The sequence below is a fragment of the Paenibacillus periandrae genome (assembly GCF_022458865.1).
Taxonomy (GTDB): Bacteria; Bacillota; Bacilli; order Paenibacillales; family NBRC-103111; genus Paenibacillus_S; species Paenibacillus_S periandrae.
Map to the genome: position 1 here is coordinate 200,713 of NZ_JAJNMU010000018.1, position 20,677 is coordinate 221,389.

A 20,677-nucleotide genomic window follows, 5' to 3' on the forward strand; every position below is an offset into this window, starting at 1 on the left:
TCATCGCATTTACTAGACCATCTTCATCTCATGATTGATGCTTGCTTCATATAAGCGTTGCCACCTATACGAAAGGTGTATTAAGTCTGCGTCAGTTCAAGTTGTAACAGCTTGAATAGCTCAACACTCCAATTTAATTGGTGTTTTTGACATGTTTCATTGGGCTCTCACGGATTCAGGTTTTTTTCTTTATTAAACAGCATCATTCAAGTTAGTGTTGAAAAAAAGGAAGGTAATCCTTCCTCATTAGTAAGTCGTGTAACATCAAAGTATACAAATTTGGTGCCGTAATTTCCCTTGGAAGCAACCACTTTGTAGCCAAGGCCATCACACTTTTGGCTAGACTCAAAGACTTGAATATTCGTTAAGAAATTGACCTTATTAAACGTGGTAGAATGTCTGCTTCCTTGCCTGATAGTTGTTCAAGATGTTCTGCGATCCTATTCAAAATGTTCTTATCTTTTGTAATGGAGTATTTAAGAGATAAATTTAAAATTATTGTAGATATTTTCTCGATGTTAGCATAGTTCGATACATATATATCAGGATCTTTGAGTATTTGAATCTCCGAAAGATACAGTAATCGTTCGATCATCCTTGATTTATGATTTTTCAAAACATAAAACGGACGAATATCCAATCTATCACCCATTGATTTAACATTATTCAAGTAACTGATTAAATGATCGTAACATCTCAACCCGTAAACCCACTCTTTTTTTAATGGCTGATTTAGTAAGTTATTTTTCTGGGATGAATTAATAGAGTACAGGTAATCTGAAAGTAACTCTTTTAGCACGTTTATATTTTGATTAAATATTGAAGAACTATTAAATGAAAGTAAATAGACCAGCTCTTGTCCCAAATCCGTTGCTTTTTTAAAATCTATATATGAGTTATTTAAATCAGAAAAAGAACACTTTCCTCTGGTGTATTTTCCATTTTGAAAATTATCTGAAATCAGAAACTCTTCAATCTCATCATCAAATCCATAAATAAATAATTCGTGAATACGATGATATTTATTAAATGCACTTGAAGCAGGGATATAAAATTGGTCAACCAATAAAAATACATAATTGCCTTGTAAAAGTGCATCCCGGACAAACTGGGAGATATCATTACCCCACTTTAATGTGATTATATCTTTTCTAATTCTTTGCAGAATAATTCACGGACATATGCTAATATAGTATGGAACGCCCATATAAAAATCCATACGAGAATTTATTTCGATATTATTTGGACATTCAAGCTGAACAAAATTGCTTATTATCCAGGGTTTCGCTATTTCATGATTCTGTAGGATCGAGAGAAAAGAAGCGTAGTTTGGGTAACAGTCAATAATTGGATCTGTAACGGGATGTATAATCTTAATGCAAACCATTCCCTTTCGTTATTTGGAATTTTTATATATTTATTACATTTTACACTTGCCACACGTGAATGTCCATATTATGGAAAGCTCATTTAAACTTATACTCCTTGATCCTTGCAAAAATCTTTTCTTGTAATATTTTGTGAGATTGCGATCATTACCCCGCTCAGGAGCTTTGGTCGAAGCGAAAAAATATAAAAGGACATTACTTCCACTATAAAGTAATATTTTCTCCTGTTTTCTCGCTCATTCATAGTATTTCAACATTGACAGCTCGGAGAGGTGCCGGTAGAGAATGTAATAGATTGACCGATTACCCGTTGAGCGTAGGCGGGAACAGAGCTTAGGATCATTCCAAAACTTTTTGGTTGTGGTTATGATCGCTCAGTGGATCTCCACGTCCGCCCTTGGGTTTTACCTCCCATGTCACGCTGGGTCTATGCCCTTACATTCCTCCCTCAGTATAATTGGATTTTCTTACGAAAAGCTCGCTGGTTCGCAGGATTTCATATCCTTTGTATGAGGTAAATGAAAGAATCATAGTGTACGAATAGTTCCCAGACTGCATCAGGGCAAAGCGAAACAAAGGAACAATATATGTCCCCATGTTATTCCAATACTGCACACTGCTCTATGCTAGCTTTGGCGGTTCTCCCTCCCATGACTCAACGGGGCATTTCACCCTGTCATTCCATTGTTATACCTGTCCAAGGGATAGAGGCTGATCTGCTTCGTTGACTGGTCTGTGCATTTAAGGAATGAGAATTCAGTACTCGGGTGCTTTCTTTACCCGAAATCCTGCGAACGAGCCAACTTACGTTATTAATTAAGCTTTCTTATTTATGCCGCGTTTAATGCAGTGACTACTTTCTCTGGAGTGTAGGACTGCCCCTGGCGCACAATACCAACCAATATTCGAGCTAATTTCCCACATAGTTTAATAATCGAATGCACTTTTTTCATCTTTCTCGTCTGGGTATAGTGTTGGTGTAGTGCCCGAAACTCTTCGTTGTTAACAACCAAGTGCAATACCGCTAAATATAGGAATTTACGCAACCCTGACCTTCCACATTTAGTAATCTGCACCTTTCCTTTATGTTTACCGGAACTATCTTCTCCTAAGTGTAACCCTGCAAGCCTTAAAACTTGTTGCCAATGTCTATACTTGCTTAGATCACCAGTTTCCGCTAGTATACCGGCAATTGTGATTTTACCGATCCCCTTAATGGTTAATAAGCTCTGGGCTTGTGGAATTTCTTTTAAAAGGGAAATGGCCTCTTGTTCAAGATGTTATAACTGTATTGATAATGCTTCATATTGATCTAACAAAAACAAGAGGGATATTTTAACTTGTTCTGGGGCAACCGTTTGGGCTATGGACTGTTGCGCCTTTTCTACCAGTGCTTCAGCAAACGATATACTTGCCCTGCGTTTCATGTGTGGTTTCCATCGGGCATAGATTTCTTTTGGAGTAAGGACCTTTAGGTCAGATGGTGACGAGATGTTCGTCGAGATCGTTGGAAGCTACAATTTTCACATAAGGTAACCTAGCATAGTCTAGCATCTCCCGCGACTTTTTAGACAGATAAGCCATATCTCCGCTATCCAGACGGATGGCATTCATTCGTTTCCCTCTTGCTTCCAAAGCTTTAGCCGTGCGGATCACATTCGGGATACCGCTCTTCAGCGTATCGTACGTATCGACCAGCAAGGTGACTTGATCCGGATGCGTCGCGGCATATCGCCGGAATGCTTCCTCTTCCGAAACGTGGATCTGAACCCAGGCATGGGCATGCGTACCTTTGGCCGGGATGCCGAACAACATGCCCGCCCTCAGATTCGAGGTCGCGTCGAACCCGGTCAAGTATGCCGCCCGTGCTCCCCATATTGCCGCATCAGCCTCCTGGGCGCGTCTTGTTCCAAATTCAAGCAAAACATCGTCTGGAGCGATCCGCTTGATGCGTGCCGCTTTAGTCGCCACGAGCGTTTGGTAGTTCATAAAGTTCAAAACGGCCGTCTCGATCAACTGCGCTTCGAATATTTTGGCTTCAACCCGTATAAGCGGTTCACCCGGAAAAACAACGGTCCCTTCCGGCATCGCATACAAGTCCCCCGGAAAATGGAACCGCCTTAACTCCTCCAGAAATCCCGGCCCGTACTGTTCTTCCTACTCAGCCAAATACGAGATCTCAGCCTCTTCAAAACGGAGGTCGAGATGTAGTTCACGATCCGCTCCAATCCTGCACAGACGGCAAAACCATTGCCGAATGGAAGCTTGAGGAAATACACGTCAAATACCGCCCGATCGTTAAGCGTTCCATGGACCCAATGGGCAAACATCATGTTAATCTGGTATTTATCCGTATGAATGGTAAGATTTCCGTACATCATATTTGTCTCCGGCCAGCTTGGAAAATTCATGGCCAACCATCCGAATTAAGCTTCTTCTTTCCACCAATCGTCATATAAGGTGACCGGACCTCTTCGTTTATGCTCGTTAAGCGTATAGCTTTTTTCAATTAGAAGAGTACGTTATTCAGGAAGGTTAACTACCTCCAAATGCCGATCCAATTCGTCGTAAGTCATGCCAAGCGCCTCTTCGTCAGGAAGACCGGGCTTCAAATCCTCCAAATCCGCGGTCGTCTTCTTCGTATACAACTGCACCGGGCAATCCAGCGCCTGAAGCAGCTGCTTCCCTGCCGCTTATTTAAGCCGTAAATCGGCGTCACATCGCAAGCTCCATCCCCGTATTTCACGAAAAATCCGGTTATTACCTCCAAAGCGTGATCGGTACCTAGTACAAGCAAGCCGTAATGGGCCGCTATGTCGTATTGTGCTTTCATCCGCTCGCATACTGTATACTTTAAAGTATTCTATGTGTACATCTTTAACGTCGGTCTCCTCTTCAAGCTCACGCCGCGCCATTCGTACATGCTTTCCGAATCTTTGCAAAACCCGCCGGGCAGCGCCCATTGTCCTTCGTAGGGCCATTACTTCCTTCTAATCATCAATATCTGCAGTTCCCGGATCGGAAGCACCTTCTTGGCCGTATTCTTTTCCGTCGAGGTTATGGTAAAAATGACAATGTCGCTGGGAGCGCCATCAGGAGTCCGGTATTTAACGGATGTGTAGGTTGATTCGTTTTCGATGATGTCCATTTAGCCCTCATCTGTTTGCGCATTTTATATTTTCAATATGATACCCTCATTACGAAATAATCAATCGGAATGTAAAGTCATTATTGGTCCCATTTTCCAAAAAATATACTCAACGACTCTTGGGTTCGATATGAAACTTCCCGTTTTCGATCCATATTCGAAACAACGCATCGAATCCTTCGCTGAAATCAGGCTTCTGCAATTTTTCCATTACACTTCTGATTCCGACCTCCGGCACTCGTTCTTTCCCAGTACGCGCTTCATTTCTTTTGACCGACTCGACAAAATCAGGATCAAAGTAATATCCGACTACCAGGAATTTGTGCGCTTTTGCAAGCGACTCTTTGAATAAAGTGAAAAGGGCTTTACGTCAATGGACTGGAGTTATTAATCAAACTGAACGCCTATAACTTATTCGAGGTGTTTTTTCTCTACACCCAAGAATGACCAATTAGTAGGCATTATAAAGGTATCCTTGCGACTTCGGTATAGATACAGGCAGCATTGTTGAACTCAATCCAATCCCCTGCCTTCAGATAATTTCCTTTTGAACCATTAGGGATCTGATTTCGCTATCACCATTCATTTGGATTTCTACAAGCTTCCTATACCTAGAATTACAGGTTAACAGTTGCTCGTGAGTACCCGATTCCACGATTTCACCGGATTCCAAAAACAAAATTAGATCCGAGTTAACAATCGTAGATAATCTATGAGCGATTACGATAGTGGTCCCCCCCCTACGTAGTTCATCAATGTTCCGCTGCAGCTGTTCTTCCGTCTCGCTATCAAGGGCCGAAGTAGCCTCGTCCAAGATAAGGATATCCGGATTTTTCAGTATGGCTCTTACAATGGCCAACCGCTGCCGTTGTCCTCCTGATAAGGTAACCCCACGCTCGCCAATGATTTCATTAAAACCATCCTTTAGTGTGCCGATAAAATTGTAGATTTGTGCGATTTCACATGCCTCTCTTAATCTCGCATCGTGAACATTTTTCAGACCGACCATAAGGTTTGTTCTTATGGTGTCAGGAAAGAAAAACGGCTCCTGAAATACCATTGATACCTTCTGTGTCCAAGATTCATTACGAATCTCATTGATCGGCACATCATCCAGCATGATTTGTCCCGAGCTTGGTTCAATGTGACGAATCAGCAGTTGTGCAATTGTCGATTTCCCACTTCCACTCGTCCCAACAATCGCTATTTTTTTGCCTAAGGGAATTTCTATATTTAGATTACATAAGTGCATTCTCGACCCGCCTTCGTAGGCGAAAGAAACATTTTTAAATCTTAAAGTTCTTGCCTTCTCAGGGAACTCTTTATCTCCTTGGTATTGATTTTCGTGCTCCGACCCGAAATTCTCTTGCATGCGATGCAAGTGTGCGGCCTTCCCTGCAATATCCATAATAAGTTGATATGCGGAATGAAGGGTACCCGTAAACTGTGATATTAGCTGGTACAGCACGACAAATGTACCAAGTGTCAGCTCATCCTGGTAAGTAAGATAACCGCCGTAACCCAGAACCATCAAGTTACTAATCCATTTCAGCGGATCGGAAATTAGGAAAGACCTATTTTCCATCCAGCCTTCGCGAATGACTGATTTAAAATATTTATTAAATAGTCTCTGGATACGATCAATGGCCCACTGTTGTCTGTTGTATGTTACTGTTTCTCGAAGGGACGCGATGCTTTCTTCAATACTGACATTCATTCTGCTTTTATTACTTTGCACTTCTCTAGATACAAGCAGCATCTTCCCTGAGGTATATTTACCGAGCACTATGTAGATCACACTTATTATCAAGGAAAACAACAGGATCTTTGCACTCGTAAAACCAATGACGAGAACTAAAGCCGCAACCATAATCATTTGTTGTGTTGCCCTTGGGATCTGGAATGCGATCAACTTACTAGCTTGAGTTATATCATTCGTGAAATATTCAACCATCGTAGCCGTGCGTTTTTTTTGAAACTCTTTGGAAGGAAGATTGAAAATGTTCTCCATCATCTTCGTGCTCAAGATGTTCCTGAGCCTTGTTTCATCCTTAGCACATTTGAAAGGCCCCACGACATAGAAGATCGAATAGAGAATGTAAGCAACAACCAAAAAGAAGATAGTCAACAGAACTTGGGTATAAGGAGTGTTATCAAAAATCCCGTCGACAATATATTTCTGCAAATATATTGTGGATAAAAACGTCAATGTCTCCATTGATAACAAGCAGACTGCAAATAAGTACCTTGAGACCAAACGATCTACAGTTTGTAATAACCACTTCACACTACCCATTCTGACACCTCTATCTAATCGTTTGAAATCATTGAAGCAAGTCTTATTATGTCAATGCTGAGAATTTGCACATCATTTCGGTTAGTGTAACGGTTACATTGTCAAAATAATTCCGCTACTTTTATTAATAATGCTGCTATAATTTGCGAATTTTTCTTACATTGTAGCGGTTATAAGCACCCACGCAGGTTCTTTGGCCCATCAAGTCATTGCTGGGCTGGCTACGCGATGAGCGATGAGGTGTAGAAGACGTGTTTCCTACGATTCCCCTGAGGGAGACAGAAGGGAGCGAATGTACCATGATATTGTACAAAACTGAATGACAATATGTGGAAATAATGCGCAAGTTTACATCAATGCATCAGGTTTGTTTTCGTTAATCACGCTCGTCCTCTTCCCCAAGATGAATGATCGTGTCAAAAGCAGATAAAGTGGATAACCGATGTGCAACAGCAATAACCGTCGCTCCAACAAACAGCCGTTCAAGCGCTTTCTTGACCACTTGTTCGGATTCGTTATCCAAAGCGGAAGTCGCTTCATCCAAGAGAATGATCCTGGGGCTCTTCAGAAATAACCGTGCTAAAGATATTCTTTGCTTTTGGCCTCCGGAGAGCTTGACTCCTCTCTCCCCAACCAAAGTGTTGTAACCGTCCGGTAGTGCGGCTATAAATTCATGGGCGTAAGCCATTTTCGCAGCATCCATAATTTCCTCATCGGTGGCATCAGGTTTGGCAAATGAAATGTTTTCCCGTATCGTACCACCGAAAAGGTAGCTTTCCTGAATGATATATCCTATTTGATCCCGCCAATAATGGGTGTCGATTTCCTTAAGGGGTAGGCCATCGACTAGAATTTCACCATGCGTCGGATCATAAAATCTGCCGAGCAGTTTTAAGATAGTGGACTTTCCATATCCGCTTTTCCCGATTATTCCAATCTTTTGCCCTTGAGTGATTTGTAAATTGAATTGGTTAAGAACCTCATAATCCCTAGATGGATAAGAAAAATCCACATTCCTGAACACGATATTGCCGAACTCTTGTTTCAGGATTATTGGATGGTCACATTCTTTAATGAGGGGCATGCTATGTTTTAAGTCGTAAAGAGGTCTGGCCTGGCCCATAATAATATTTTGCTCCGTAGCAAACGTAATGAGCACGGTAATCTCCATCATAACATTGCTGTACAGAAATAAGAATGCAGCGAATTCCCCTACGGTTAGTCGGCCTGCGTGGGCTAAGATGAAGCCTAGAATGATCAACAGGATCAATCCTACATGAATCGTAGCTCTTCGAACCATGCCCTTCATAAAAGAAAAGAAGACCATTTTGTTATAAACGTGGCCAAAATCACTCAATTTCTTTACAAAAGTGTCCATGGACCAATTCGCCGAACCGTTTGCTTTAATCTCTGGAACAGAGGAAATCGAATAATAGATGTTTTCATTGATCTCTGATCTCTTTTGAACCATTGACTGTGTAAAGTTGGTGGCTCTTTTATCGTAATAAGGCCCGACAAAGTAATAGAGAATAAAGCATGGAACAAGTATGAGGGTTAAAAACCAATTAAAGTAAACCATGATACTTAAAGATACGAGAAGGAAAATCGTCTTGGAAATCATATGAGGTATATATAAACGATAAATATCCTGAACACTGGGAAGGTTGACTGTTAATAATGACAAGTTCTCCCCAACCTTCGTATTCTCGTAATAAGAAAATCCCAATTCTTGAATATGTCTGATTAAGGATAACAATAAATCCTTAGAACCATTTTCATGTATGGTTCTTTGCAGGATATTCCGAAACAAATTCAATACAATCATGACTACGATAAGCCCGATTAATAAATAGAAAAGGTCCCAAAAATAACCGATCTTTCTCTGCGGAATGATAACATCAACCAGATACCGAACAAGCAATGGAACAGATGCTTCAATGAGCGTGATGATGAAAATGCAAATAACCAGAATAGAGACATACTTAATATAAGGCCTTAAATAGGAAACCAACCAATTGTAAATGGTGAAATTCGTTCTTTTCAACTGTTCCATAGCGTCATCCTTCTTGGTAAGATTCATGAATTTACCGGTGCTGCGAACCCAATAGCCGGTTGATCATTGGTAACGAGGAAACTTCGAAATATTCCCCTGCAACGTGGACTTTAAATTGGCTTCCCATCTGGATTCCTTTCATTCCAAGGTGAAGACAGGGCTTTATATCGTGAACGTATGAATCCCCTATCATAACAGTTTGCTCCGCTTTCAGGGCACGGACAGAACGACCTAGTCGATCCAGAGCAATCCGAAACGCAGTGTGGCTCGGCTTAGCAGATCGGACTTGAGCAGAACACACCACCACATCAAAATAATCCCTCATTTTTTTATTCTCTAGAATGGATTCCAGGTTACTATTCCAATTGCTCAGCACTCCCAACACTTTCCCCGAAGCTCTTAGTTGATCCAATAGCTCATATGCCCCGTCCACAACCCGCCAAGCCTCAGGTCGTTTCATGTACTGCACCAGATTCTGGGCAATACAAACGATATCATTATTTTGGTTTTTCAGAGAAAGTGCGAGAGTGTACAGCTTGACAAGTTCATCATCTATCCATGTATCGCTTGTCCAAACATCCGGATTTTTTTTGAGCGGCGAATCGAGCAAGCAACTCTGAATATCCTTGTCGATATCCGTTAAATGGTAGACGCATGTTTTGGTTCCCAATATGCGCTGTATAACTCGTTCAAATTCCTCTGACGGGATTAGTAAGGTTTCGCCAATATCAAATAAACAACCCCGGATTTCTTGTAGCTCAATCATGTACAAAAAGTTCCTCAATCAAGACCTTTTCAAAATTGATGAGGTCCAGCAGTTCATCTTTCTTCTGCTTCATATTTCTATTAATGATTTCAATTTCATAAGGACCCGAATAACCAGCGTGGACGAGTGCCTTAGTTAAAGACCGAATCGGTATAATTCCGTCTCCGATAATAAGCCTGTCCAGTTTGTCTTGTCCTTTTCTACCCCAATCGGATACGTGAACCGCCCCAATATAGGGAATAGATTCCGCATTGATGTGTTGAGTCAAGTTTTTGTCCCACCATAAGTGGTAATAATCCAAAACAATTCCCACCCGCGTTGAATCATATTGCTGCACAAAATCCAACGCCTCATCAAACTTGCAGAATAGGCTCATATCTGCATAAATAGGATGCAGGGGCTCAAACAACAATCGCATATCATATTCTTCTAAAAACGGGAGAATTTCTTTAAAGGCAATTTTCAACTGCTTTAACGAGTTCGCGGAAGTTGAGCATCCCATAGGGCTTGCAATGGTTATAACATCCTTAACACCTATATTATATGATAATTTAATAGCATTATACACATCTTCCACAAACGCCGTATAACTTGGTGTGTTAATGCCTGCCGCGGAAAGATTCATAGGGGTTACATCGTATTCGTTCAATATGGCTTTAATCTCATCTGGAGACATTCCCTGCATGGCATAATAAAACAGACCTATGTTACGAAAGCCATTTTGCGTAAGTAGCTTGATAGAATCCTTAAATCCCATGTCGGCCAATGTAATTTGACTAATACCGATCATAGATGGCGTGCCCCTCTCACAATTTCAGATAGCTGCTCTAAATCCTTCGTTCCTTCTTGATAACTGATTGTCGAGTTAACATCTTCTTTAATGAACTTGTAGAAAAAATCCAACTGTAATTTAAAGGCATCGTCATAATGGCATACATGCTGGCTATTTATGGGAATGCCGTTAATTAGACCGGATCTCTCATAGATCACGGGTAACTCCCGGATAAACGGATTTGGAAAAATAATGGTATATTCCATATCTTCGGTGTAGACCTCGATTTTATCGTCCCATGGCTTATCCGTATCAAAAAATGCTCCTATTTCCCATATACATTTCACGTTATTCTCAAATGTCAGAATACCCATAAACATTTTGTGTTTTTTGACATTCTCTTTGTCGTCTGATTCCAGAGCACCATTTCTTGTGTCCCAAAAAGATACATAATCCACGGAAACAAGTTCGCCTAAGAGATTTCTCACTATATTATAGTTATGGATGCCCAACTCCAGGAGCATTCGAAAATGAATGGCTTCCTCATCCTTTTGAAAGTGGTAACCCTGACAAAGTTTATTTAGAATCAAATCGTTGGTGACGCGTTCCTGAGGCTTTAAACTCTTATCTTTTACCACCTGGCTGGATATAGATAGATTGTTCTTAACCCCCGACGCAAATGAATGAATCCGCACAAGCTTAATGTTTTTACCGGACTGCAACTCGCGCTGCAGATCATCCACAACCGGTATATGTCTCTTCATATAACCGATAAGCATTTTTTTTCCAGTTTTAGTTATTTTATCCTCTATCTGCTTCGCCTCTTGTATAGTCCAACAGAGAGGTTTTTCGGTAAATATATGCAAGCCTGCATTGAGGGAATCCATAATTGGTTGGAAATGGTCATGGTTCAATACGAAAACTGCATCCAGTGGCAGCTTTAACATTTCCTGATAGTTGCAAAAAGCATGCGGGATGTTGTATTTCTCCCGAATTACTTCACTAATTGCCGAACTTAGGTCACAAACAGCCTCAATCTTGAATTTTTCGGAATGAAAGAGGTAATGCAAATGCTTGATCTGGGTGATCTTGCCTAACCCGATGATGCCTACCTTTAATTTATTCAATATTTCACCCCACCTACCAGTCGAAATTTATAATAGGCCATCCATTAAGTTCCCGATATCTTGCAGATATGGCAGTGAGTCAAATTGTTGAACCTTCCAGCTTGCCGCTTTATGTGCGAATTGAATTGAATCCATCAGGCTATAATGGTTCTTCATAAAATACATGAAGCTTCCAAAAAAACAGTCCCCTGCACCAATCGAATTGATAGGGATTACCTGTTCCGTTTCCAAATATCGGATTTGATCCGAAGTAATCCACAATACACCTCTACCGGCGAAAGTCACGAGAACGGCTTGGCAACGTCTTCCTTCAAGTTCCTCCTTAATAAAATGAAAATCCTCTTGTCGAAATGAAAAACCACTGACTAATGCATAATTCACTTTATTTAAAATTCGCACTATTGCCTGTTTATACTCATTCAGATGGCCAGAATAGGGGGCGTAACCACAATCTGCAAAAATCTCCCCCCTGCTTAAGGAGAGGTTATCGAACAAAGGGGCATATTCCGGATATGCAGGAATAAATACAGGCTCGCCGGGTTTTACTTGGTTGAAGAAAGGACGTAGTGCTTCCATTACCCCATTTTTTGTGTATTCCCCAACCTCCACGGTGAGTCGGGGAGGTTGTTGTTTACTAAGTTGAATACAAACCGTCGTCGTTTTACTGTTCTGTTGCCATACAATATGATTGCAGTTCAGTTCTTCCTGCCGCAGAATGCCGGAGATCATTTGCCCGACCGGATCATCACCCAACACACTGTATAACTGGACTTCCCCGCCGAAACGATTAATTTGCCTGGCAACGTTCATGGCGTTCCCGCCTGGAGAGAGGGAAACTTGACCGAATGAAAAGACTTCATTTCGTATATTTTGGTTGATATTGACATGCAAACATCCATCGCCAAAAATATGAAATTTCACCCATCAAACCCCTTTTCTTAAAAAATTCAAAACTTCTTGAAAAACGACTTCTTTCCTTTGTTCCGCATTTACAGTTTTTGCCGGCAGCTGTAGTATATCTATAACCCTTTGAATCCGCTCTTGGTGCAGTCTCAACCGATTAATGAAGCGGTCGCCGATATCATCAAATCTCTTGATAAGTGGAGTCTGGCACACCGGACATAATCCATTCTCCGAATCCACATTATTAACTCCGTTATCACACTGGTCACAAACCATTCTTTTATTAGCGCGGGAGATGGACGTCGCTTCGTTAACGATCAGGTATATAATGCCGTGTATTTGAAAATCATTTCTTCTTATCATCTCATTCATAAGGTGTGCCTGTTCTTCGGAGGCGGGAAATCCCTCCATGACAAAGCCTCTGCCCGCATGTTGTTTGATATGCATTTCTGCAGCCTCTGCAACCAGAAGGTTGGGTAGCCAACCCCGTTCATCAGGGATGGCCAATTCCCCCCATCTAGTCCCTAACTTCTTCTCTCTTTCGAAGAATAATCGGACTGAAAAATGCCCGATATCTGGATAAATCCTGGATAAGCTCTTAAAAAGCGTGCTTTTACCGGAGGCAGGTGGGCCTAGCAATATAATACGGGGTTGATCAGCTACGTCATGCGTTGTTGAGTTGCTCGACATGAATCCATCTCCCTTGTTGGATTGATTGTTCGCATGCAAACAAAGCAAACAGACTACCGATATTCTTCTTGTAAGATAACTCGTGATTGGACTGTTTGGAATCTATAGCCGTCACAAATTGATTCCATACTTCCTGATTCAATACTTCCAAGGGCGGGGAAACTTCAAGTTCAAGAAATAATCGGCCGTTCAAATAAATATTCCCTGACCGAATGGTGAGAACTCCATCAGTCCCTTCCATTGTCCATCCCGAATCGAATGCGACGAATTCCTCGCTCTTGGCGGCAAAGGTGGCGTCATACTGAATAGTAATGCCCGAATTGGTCTTTAAGATCGCCCACAGGGAAGAGTTTCCTTGAAATGGACTCCATGAAGGGTTCCAGCTATGGCACAGAACACTTTCGATTTCGCATTGAAAGACGGCCCGCATTATATCGAACTGATGAATCGCCGCCTCATAAAGGGTAGGTTCGGACATCTTTGATCTCCATTGGTAACCAGGCATCCAGCCCAATCCAGATAAGTTCATGTTTACTTTAACGGTTTCAACTTTTCCTATTAACCCATCCTGAAGGAGTTTTCTCAATTCCCGAAATACAGGATAATACCGCTTTTGCTGAGCGACGAAGGCGGTTTTTTCAGACTGATTGACCATTTGAACCAACTTCAAAGCATCCTTCATGTTCGAGCACAGAGGTTTGGCTGTTAACAAGTGCATTCCCTTGGATAAAGCTCTTGCTGCATTGTCATAATGGTGGAAAAATGGGGAACAATCTACCAAAATATCTGCCCCGCAGTTTTCCCATTCTCCGTCTGGTAAAAAACACTGCTCATCGCGAAGGCCGAAAAATGCCTTGGCATTTTCTCTGCACTCCTTTTTGGGATCAACAACTGCTACAACATCTTGGTTCTTAATAACTTCATACCATAATGTACCAAATCCTCCACATCCGACAAGGACTACCTTATACATTTATCTCTCTCCTTAATTAAACGCATGAGAATATCCGAATATATCGGCTCCAAATAGGCGCATAATTCTCCAGCCTTGTATTCCGTCAGACTGGATACATGAACATCCGTTTCAACGGTGGAATTTGTCTTTCTTAAAAATCGAGGCCCTCCCAAATGAATATCAGGCTTACCTTCTTTAAATCGGGAGATCCTTTCCATAAGATCATCCGGTTGGACCTTTCCCACAAATTGACACGGAAGGAGTAGTTGAGATTCGCTCACCTTCGTATAAGGAAGACTCTGACCTTCGTAACCGCTATACTTGCAATGATATGATTTTCCAGATTCATAAGTTGACCTGTCCTGACCCAACTGAAATAATGCAATGAGAGGGATTTCATTAGGATGCGTTGAATACCATTCCCCCCAAGTACAGGCCTCCTCATCCATGCTCCTCAAGGTGGACAGGGAGATGGAGAAATAGAGTGAAAGAAAAATCGATATTCTTGTCATTTGAGGTTCGCTATCTTTGCCGTATATAAACCAGGCACTGCTTCCCCTATGCAGCCCTTCGGTTTGAACTACAGACTTATAGTACTCTTTCGTTCCGTGAATTCCATATCGTATCAGGTAGATTCTTCCCCTTTATTCCACCAAGATTATTCAAAACTTTCGGAGCAGCCAAACCCGCTTGCAAAAACATGTCCATTGAATCGGATCCGGTTAGAACAGCAATGAAATTCAAGCCCAACTTTTCGGATAAATAGTAATCATACAAACTGTCGCTTACAAATATGACTTGTTTCGGTTCCAAGCCATTGGTATCGTATAAGGAAACCAAAACATCCGGGTTAGGACGTTTGGCTTCCAGGGATACCACATCAAACCATGACTCTTCAATCCCAATATCATCCAACTTCTTGAGATACTGTTCCTTCGAGGAATTCGATATAAGACCTATTTTATAACCATCTGATCTAAAATCATCGATTAATTCTCTGATCGGATACAAAGGTTTATAAAGATGCATTGGGCGTGATGAGGGATAATACCGCAGGAAATCCTCCGTATATTCCTGCCCCGCCCATCGGAACATACCCTTGGGAAAATCCACTTGACCAAAAATCTTCACAAATTCCTCATAAGCTGGAAAAGGCCTACCTAGCAGTTCGAAGCAGTATTTATTCCTCAAATATGCCGTTTCCATGGTATTGACCAAAGTATCGTTCATATCAAACAGAATCATTCTTTCCATAGATGGAAACTCCTTGCGTAAAGGCATGGAACAAACTGCTTAGCGAATCAAAAACATAAGACGGATTTACACCCGATTCTATAAAGTGGTTTCTCTCCGTATTCCCTGTCGTTACCGCAAAAAAATCCACTGAGCTGGACCTAGCAGTTGCAAGATCAATTAAACTATCCCCAATATATAACACTTCAGAAGGCTCAACCTGAAAAAATGAACAGGCGGATAGAATACCCTCCGGATTTGGTTTTTTGGCATTACTCCGAACATAATCGAATGCTACACGATGAAGCCCGACCTGTTCCATCTTGCTCATTATGCGATCCGCAGGGGTATTCGTAACAATACCCACCTTAACCCCTGCCCTAGCAAAATGTTGATTTAACTCATGTATGCTGCTAAACAAGATGTAGGGGAAATGTGGCTTAGATTCTTCGTAATATTGCATGAAAACTGGCAACTGCATCTCATCGAGCCATTCCAACATACAAGTGGGAAAGCTAGATTTTCCATAAACTTTTCCAAATTCCATCATGGTTGGAGGAGGTATTTCCAGATTACGAAAAGCATATGAAATTTTGAGGTAGCTTTTGGAAAAGGTATCGATTAAAGTATCATCCAAATCAAATAGGATCACTTTTTTGTTTTTCAAATCCTCACCATTTCCATCAATTTTCGATAGTTTTCCTCAGTAACCCCTCTTACGCCAAGATCAGGACGTTTGTCTCCATGGTAATCCGATCCACCGACATGAAGAAGATGTGGATACATTTTATCCAATTTATTTCCTGCTTCGACAAAACATTCATCGTTCTGCTGAGATAAGGCCTCGAATCCGGCTAAGCCCGCATCGATGAAATCCTGAAAATGAGCAATTACATTTTCAGTGGTATTCCCGCGCCCAGTGCATTCCCACCATGGATGCGCAAGAATGGTAACAGCGCCGTACTCACGCAATTTCCGGATTACCTCACATGTAGGGAGATATCTTTCTTCCCGGCTTTTCCCCTTCTCGATATAAATGAACCTTTTTTCAGGATATATTCCCCCGGAAAATAAACTTCTCGCTTCATCAGGGGACAATCCACTCACCTGTGATACGTAAGAGGCAATAAGAGTACCGGTAAACATCCATTTATCCTTATGCATGTATGTTCCGTTCACGTTTATGCCTTTAAGCATTTCACGATGCACCGGAATGTTGTAGCCTGAGGAGCGTAGCATCTCAATGATTTTGATATATCGTTCATTCTTTATAGCGGTTGGATACATTAAATAGGACTCAAGTTCAGAATTTCTGAAATTTTTGGCATATCCGAGGACATGGTATTTGTTACCCTTATGAATCGTACTAATTTCAATTCCCATAAGTGGAATTTCAATACCTGCTCGTTTAGCATAGGAAACAATCTCTTTCGAGTGAGTGATACCTGAATGATCGGTAAACACCAACGTTTTAACACCCTTGCTCCTGGCGATATCGATGACCTCTGGTGGTGTATATTGTCCATCTGAGTTAATGGTATGAACATGCAAATCGATTGTGAAGTTCAAACAAAAACACCATCCCGCTCAAGCTCAGGCAATTCAATCTTGGCATCGATCCGCGCTTTTTCCTCTTGGTCGGGGAAAATGTTTGAGTACGGATCAATCCAGCTCTTATATGCAACATTATTCGACATGATGATGACTCTTCGAATTTTTTCGTCCGGATCAGGTTCTTCAGAAGAGGCATCGATATCTACTGTCACTTCGTTTTTGTATTTATAAACGTGAACATGCGAGTCGGTTTTGTGTTCGGTGAACTTGATACTAAAGTCAGGATGCTGGTCCAACCCATCTGTAATGGGGTCAATATCGACATGATTGATCCGATTAAAACGTGTAACCATGGTTGGTTTGGTATATTCGCTTGGAATCCATGAAGGGGATCGGAAGATGAAGGACTTCACATTAAATTGTCTGCCCCATTCGATGTACTGCAGGATGTCGTCTACACCCTTAATACCAGCCATCGTCAATACACAACTCATGCGGATATTAAACTGCTCCGAACTTCTGAGGCAAATCTTCTGCAGCGCTTCTTCTGTAAGTCCCTTCCATGTCCCTTTAAAACGCATAATATCCTGGTTCGATTGTTCGTTAAAATGAGCAATACTTAAACTTATACCTGATAAGCCAAGTTCGCATAGCGCGTCAATCAGTGGTTTTTCGATTCCGTCTTTCGTGATCACGTTTTTGAGTAACCCGTAGCCATTCGTATGGATCCGGGACTTTTCAAACAATGGAAGGGTATGCGCCGCTAAATTATATAAAGCCTGCGGGTTGGCCGTAGGTTCCCCGCCACTAAAAGCAATCTTCTTCACTCCGCCCAGGACAGCAAATGAAATGGCTCTGTGTATTGCTTCATTCTCATGGGATATATACGACCCGCCCGGCGTAAAGGTGATATCGTTGGAACAAAACTTGCACGAAGCATTGCAGGTTGCATTGGTAATCACAGTCAATACGGCTTTGTGGCTAACAATGTATTCTTTTCCTTCAAACAGAATCAGATTGGAATTCCAATATCTACCATTCTCATACTCTGTAGGCTCTTTTCCAAATACCCGAATGAGTTGATTCATCGAATTTCTCCTTTGCCAATATTGTAATGAGATCAAGATCTTATTTCGCAATTAAAATCTTTTTAGTTGGCATACCTTACGTGGAATTGCTTGTATTCATCCGACGAATCCACCCCCCAATACCACATGGGTCCGTGCTTCTCGAACAACCGCAAAACGGCCTCATGAATTAAAGATTCCTCCGTTCTCCCGAAATAGTCGGAAAGAGAGAGAAGCATTTCTTTCTGATCATCCGACAATAAGTTCTGTACAGTAACCAAGGAATGGACTTCCATGCAAACGATCGTATCTCGGGTTTCTTTTGCTTTCTTAAGAGCCTCTTTGGCAGACCAGATGAGGTCGAATGCATTATCCGCCAGTTTGGGTGCAACGGTTACGCCGATGCTTGCAGTCAAGTAGATTGTCTCATCTTTATTCTCTTCCAAGATGAACCGATTCCCCTTAATAAGGCTCCTGATCTCTTCAGCATACTGCAATGCTTCGTCTTGGTTATCCGTTTGGAAAACAATAAACATCTCGTCTCTTGTTCCCGAGTCAACTATTAAACGTTCAGGTGTAATATGGCAAAGCAACAATTCCTTTAGTTGTTTTACCAGAAATATTTTAGCTTCGATACTTCGATTTCTGAATAGAGCAGATCCATCCATATCCAATGCAATCAGGTAAACATCACCCTTCGGTAGGTTCTCGGATAGGAAGGTATTTATTGCTTTCTGCCCTTCTTCAATTCTTTTGCTATCTTCATAAATCCGGACAATATTATCGGTTGGGGATTCTATCTTCATCTCTTTGGCCTCCTTGTTATTATAATCTTACGGTTGGTTTAGTTGCATAGTAAAAAGCATCTGCGGGCACTTTTTGTTCCCGGTCTTTCCGGTGCCCATGGAATTGTGGGTAGTGCAGCAGCAAAGTATCGACTGCTTCTCTTAACAGACAACCAAGTTCTCGCCCTCTCTTATGTGAAAGTTGCTCCAATTGATTCAGCTCGTATTGGGTCAACTTGTAAAGATAATTCTCCATTGCTGCATTTTGTGTAGCATTTATACAATTCCGTCCTTCTTGTTTCGCTTGAGTAATACGAATTTTGGCCAAGCGGATAATGTCACTGATATCACGACTTTCATCCGAGCTTACTATTCCACCGGTAACAGTAACGGAACCGCTGAAACTGGCGTTCTCAACAGGTTCATGCATCTCGATATGATGCTGTGAAATGGCTACTCGAATTTCATTTGCACGCCTGACCGATTCCTCAAAAGGAACATTCTCAAATACAATAAGAATTTCGTCATTACCGTACCAGAACACATGCTCCCCAATCATCAATGTACTTTTAATTAAGGAAATGATATCCTCAATTACATTCAGTCTCAGGATGATTCCTTTTTCCCTTATTTTTCTTGACCCATCAATGTCCAGGAGCAAGGTGGAAACCCGCTGGCTTCCACGCAATATTAAGTCAACCAAAGCTTCTGCCTGAAGCACATTCATTTCATATTTATAAAAAATAATTTCTTTGACTGATGGAACCCTCATCTCTAAACACCTGCTTTACTTGTATTTTCAAACCTGTTTAAACGGTACTCTTAAGTAACAAAGAGACCCTGTCCATATCAAATATCCTATCTGCAATTTCAGATTCCCAGGTTATTGCCAATTTTTTGTCGCTGTTGATTTTGTAAACTTCGTTTAAATATTCCAAATTGTCAGGCTTTAATTCAGAAATAATGCTATCCGGCAGCACATGACCATAGAGGGCATGCATGTAGCTGAAGGCATAGTAAACTTCTTTCTGGAGATTCAATCGCTTTACCTGTGCCATGAAACGGTCCCAATTAATTGTAATCTTAGGCGACTTAAACATATGGTAGATATCGCAGAGTTTGTAGATTCCCAAATCTTTATACAGATATACGTTGAAATCAGAGGTTGCTTCTTTATAGTAGTGCATACAGACATATAGTAGACTATCGTCCCAATTCAGTGAAGGAACATGACATTGTTCTATATCCAGGCGGATGGAAGTCTCCATTACCTCTTCGACTAGCTCATCAGTCCGGTTTCCTGTCATTAAATCAATTGAAAATTGCAGATCAATGACATGTGCATCAAAGAAGGGATTATCATCGATTTTTTTTCTCAGAGGTACTACTTCGTGAGAGAAAAGCGGACGAGTAATGAGTTCTCTCCGTGTTGCCGGTATCACTTCCTGTTTGACAAAATCAAACCCACCTTGGGTATATCCCAAATCTTTTATTACTGAAATGGCTTCCTCTAGTTGCTTGGGATGAACAAGAATATCCGTATCGTTAAAATGACGGCATCCAATATCCTGATACACATTTAATGCCAATGTAAGACCCTTAAGCAGGATAAATTTAATGTCTTGATCTAATAAGACCTCACAAACATTCAATGTTTGCTTCAAATGTTCTTTGTTTTTACTTAGCTGCATCATGTAGTTATTCCGCAGATTACTGTAAAACGTAGGACATGCAAATTCCTTTAGTTCAGCATAGGTGAAATATTTCGTCAAGGTTGAGTAAGCGATACCAAAAAGCCGATGATGAAATAGCATTCCATAAATATTGGCCCAATTGGCATGCGTATTCATAAGCTCTTTTAACTCAAGGATTTCTTTATCGTTCAAATCAAATCTCGATAGCAAAGTAATTACTCTTCTGTCCATGCTCATCACCGACTG

General features: G+C 41.3%; 18 protein-coding genes and 3 pseudogenes. All 21 read right to left on the reverse strand.

What is annotated here, in order from left to right:
• Window positions 1–364: 364 nt before the first annotated feature.
• The 21 genes and pseudogenes from LRL21_RS28435 to LRL21_RS28535 all read right to left on the reverse strand — a co-directional run bounded on the left by LRL21_RS28435 (window position 365) and on the right by LRL21_RS28535 (window position 20,668).
• Window positions 365–1,066, reverse strand: a complete 702-nt coding sequence (locus tag LRL21_RS28435; protein ID WP_240419144.1) for a hypothetical protein — start codon at window positions 1,064–1,066, stop codon at window positions 365–367.
• A gap of 1,152 nt (window positions 1,067–2,218) precedes the next feature.
• A complete protein-coding gene (locus LRL21_RS46865) occupies window positions 2,219–2,650 on the reverse strand; it encodes a transposase (protein ID WP_420832497.1) in 432 nt (143 codons plus the stop codon).
• 18 nt (window positions 2,651–2,668) lie between these two features.
• Window positions 2,669–2,815, reverse strand: coding sequence for a hypothetical protein (locus LRL21_RS28440; RefSeq protein WP_240419145.1), 147 nt, complete (start codon window positions 2,813–2,815; stop codon window positions 2,669–2,671).
• A gap of 58 nt (window positions 2,816–2,873) precedes the next feature.
• Window positions 2,874–3,769 (reverse strand): annotated as a pseudogene (gene pncB / locus LRL21_RS28445) (nicotinate phosphoribosyltransferase); the annotation flags it as partial.
• A 141-nt stretch (window positions 3,770–3,910) separates the two neighbouring features.
• Window positions 3,911–4,221, reverse strand: a pseudogene (gene nadE / locus LRL21_RS28455) (NAD(+) synthase).
• Between the two features lie 10 nt (window positions 4,222–4,231).
• Window positions 4,232–4,536 (reverse strand): annotated as a pseudogene (locus tag LRL21_RS28460) (NUDIX domain-containing protein); the annotation flags it as partial.
• Window positions 4,537–5,068: 532 nt separating this feature from the next.
• Entirely contained in the window at window positions 5,069–6,832 is a 1,764-nt protein-coding gene (locus tag LRL21_RS28465) for an ABC transporter ATP-binding protein (protein WP_275900934.1), read from the reverse strand.
• A 376-nt stretch (window positions 6,833–7,208) separates the two neighbouring features.
• The gene (locus LRL21_RS28470) at window positions 7,209–8,912 is read right to left on the reverse strand and encodes an ABC transporter ATP-binding protein (RefSeq protein ID WP_240419148.1); all 1,704 of its coding nucleotides are present in this window, start codon (window positions 8,910–8,912) and stop codon (window positions 7,209–7,211) included.
• Between the two features lie 4 nt (window positions 8,913–8,916).
• On the reverse strand, window positions 8,917–9,651 hold the full coding sequence (locus tag LRL21_RS28475) for an HAD family hydrolase (RefSeq protein WP_240419149.1): 735 nt from the start codon (window positions 9,649–9,651) through the stop codon (window positions 8,917–8,919).
• A complete protein-coding gene (locus LRL21_RS28480; RefSeq protein ID WP_240419150.1) occupies window positions 9,644–10,441 on the reverse strand; it encodes a sugar phosphate isomerase/epimerase family protein in 798 nt (265 codons plus the stop codon). The genes LRL21_RS28475 and LRL21_RS28480 overlap by 8 nt, the downstream gene beginning before the upstream one ends.
• On the reverse strand, window positions 10,438–11,550 hold the full coding sequence (locus LRL21_RS28485) for a Gfo/Idh/MocA family protein (RefSeq protein WP_240419151.1): 1,113 nt from the start codon (window positions 11,548–11,550) through the stop codon (window positions 10,438–10,440). The genes LRL21_RS28480 and LRL21_RS28485 overlap by 4 nt, the downstream gene beginning before the upstream one ends.
• Window positions 11,551–11,577: 27 nt before the next feature.
• Window positions 11,578–12,471, reverse strand: a complete 894-nt coding sequence (locus LRL21_RS28490; protein WP_240419152.1) for a carbohydrate kinase family protein — start codon at window positions 12,469–12,471, stop codon at window positions 11,578–11,580.
• A gap of 3 nt (window positions 12,472–12,474) precedes the next feature.
• Complete coding sequence (locus LRL21_RS28495) at window positions 12,475–13,143, reverse strand: adenylate kinase family protein (RefSeq protein ID WP_240419153.1); 669 nt, start codon at window positions 13,141–13,143, stop codon at window positions 12,475–12,477.
• Window positions 13,118–14,116 carry a Gfo/Idh/MocA family protein gene (locus LRL21_RS28500; RefSeq protein WP_240419154.1) on the reverse strand — a complete coding sequence of 333 codons (999 nt, stop codon included), beginning with the start codon at window positions 14,114–14,116 and terminating at the stop codon, window positions 13,118–13,120. Before LRL21_RS28500 ends, LRL21_RS28495 begins: the two co-directional genes overlap by 26 nt.
• Before the next feature lie 570 nt (window positions 14,117–14,686).
• Window positions 14,687–15,352 (reverse strand): HAD family hydrolase, encoded by a 666-nt coding sequence (locus LRL21_RS28505; protein WP_240419155.1) that lies wholly within the window; start codon window positions 15,350–15,352, stop codon window positions 14,687–14,689.
• Window positions 15,330–15,998, reverse strand: a complete 669-nt coding sequence (locus LRL21_RS28510; RefSeq protein WP_240419156.1) for an HAD family hydrolase — start codon at window positions 15,996–15,998, stop codon at window positions 15,330–15,332. The genes LRL21_RS28505 and LRL21_RS28510 overlap by 23 nt, the downstream gene beginning before the upstream one ends.
• Window positions 15,995–16,900, reverse strand: a complete 906-nt coding sequence (locus LRL21_RS28515; protein WP_338044689.1) for a PHP domain-containing protein — start codon at window positions 16,898–16,900, stop codon at window positions 15,995–15,997. The genes LRL21_RS28510 and LRL21_RS28515 overlap by 4 nt, the downstream gene beginning before the upstream one ends.
• Window positions 16,897–17,973 (reverse strand): radical SAM protein, encoded by a 1,077-nt coding sequence (locus LRL21_RS28520; RefSeq protein ID WP_240419157.1) that lies wholly within the window; start codon window positions 17,971–17,973, stop codon window positions 16,897–16,899. Before LRL21_RS28520 ends, LRL21_RS28515 begins: the two co-directional genes overlap by 4 nt.
• 62 nt (window positions 17,974–18,035) lie before the next feature.
• Entirely contained in the window at window positions 18,036–18,758 is a 723-nt protein-coding gene (locus tag LRL21_RS28525; RefSeq protein WP_240419158.1) for a diguanylate cyclase domain-containing protein, read from the reverse strand.
• Between the two features lie 19 nt (window positions 18,759–18,777).
• Window positions 18,778–19,509, reverse strand: a complete 732-nt coding sequence (locus LRL21_RS28530) for a GGDEF domain-containing protein (protein WP_240419159.1) — start codon at window positions 19,507–19,509, stop codon at window positions 18,778–18,780.
• Window positions 19,510–19,546: 37 nt separating this feature from the next.
• A complete protein-coding gene (locus LRL21_RS28535; RefSeq protein WP_240419160.1) occupies window positions 19,547–20,668 on the reverse strand; it encodes a nucleotidyltransferase domain-containing protein in 1,122 nt (373 codons plus the stop codon).
• Between the last annotated feature and the right edge of the window lie 9 nt (window positions 20,669–20,677).

Coding starts and splice junctions, on each gene's coding strand:
- LRL21_RS28520 (WP_240419157.1), bottom strand. CDS start 17,973: ATGAATCAACTCATTCGGGTATTTGGAAAAGAGCCTACAGAGTATGAG.
- LRL21_RS28505 (WP_240419155.1), bottom strand. CDS start 15,352: ATGGAAAGAATGATTCTGTTTGATATGAACGATACTTTGGTCAATACC.
- LRL21_RS28440 (WP_240419145.1), bottom strand. CDS start 2,815: ATGAAACGCAGGGCAAGTATATCGTTTGCTGAAGCACTGGTAGAAAAG.
- LRL21_RS28500 (WP_240419154.1), bottom strand. CDS start 14,116: ATGTATAAGGTAGTCCTTGTCGGATGTGGAGGATTTGGTACATTATGG.
- LRL21_RS28475 (WP_240419149.1), bottom strand. CDS start 9,651: ATGATTGAGCTACAAGAAATCCGGGGTTGTTTATTTGATATTGGCGAA.
- LRL21_RS28525 (WP_240419158.1), bottom strand. CDS start 18,758: ATGAAGATAGAATCCCCAACCGATAATATTGTCCGGATTTATGAAGAT.
- LRL21_RS28470 (WP_240419148.1), bottom strand. CDS start 8,912: ATGAATCTTACCAAGAAGGATGACGCTATGGAACAGTTGAAAAGAACG.
- LRL21_RS28465 (WP_275900934.1), bottom strand. CDS start 6,832: ATGGGTAGTGTGAAGTGGTTATTACAAACTGTAGATCGTTTGGTCTCA.
- LRL21_RS28530 (WP_240419159.1), bottom strand. CDS start 19,509: ATGAGGGTTCCATCAGTCAAAGAAATTATTTTTTATAAATATGAAATG.
- LRL21_RS28480 (WP_240419150.1), bottom strand. CDS start 10,441: ATGATCGGTATTAGTCAAATTACATTGGCCGACATGGGATTTAAGGAT.
- LRL21_RS28535 (WP_240419160.1), bottom strand. CDS start 20,668: ATGAGCATGGACAGAAGAGTAATTACTTTGCTATCGAGATTTGATTTG.
- LRL21_RS28495 (WP_240419153.1), bottom strand. CDS start 13,143: ATGTCGAGCAACTCAACAACGCATGACGTAGCTGATCAACCCCGTATT.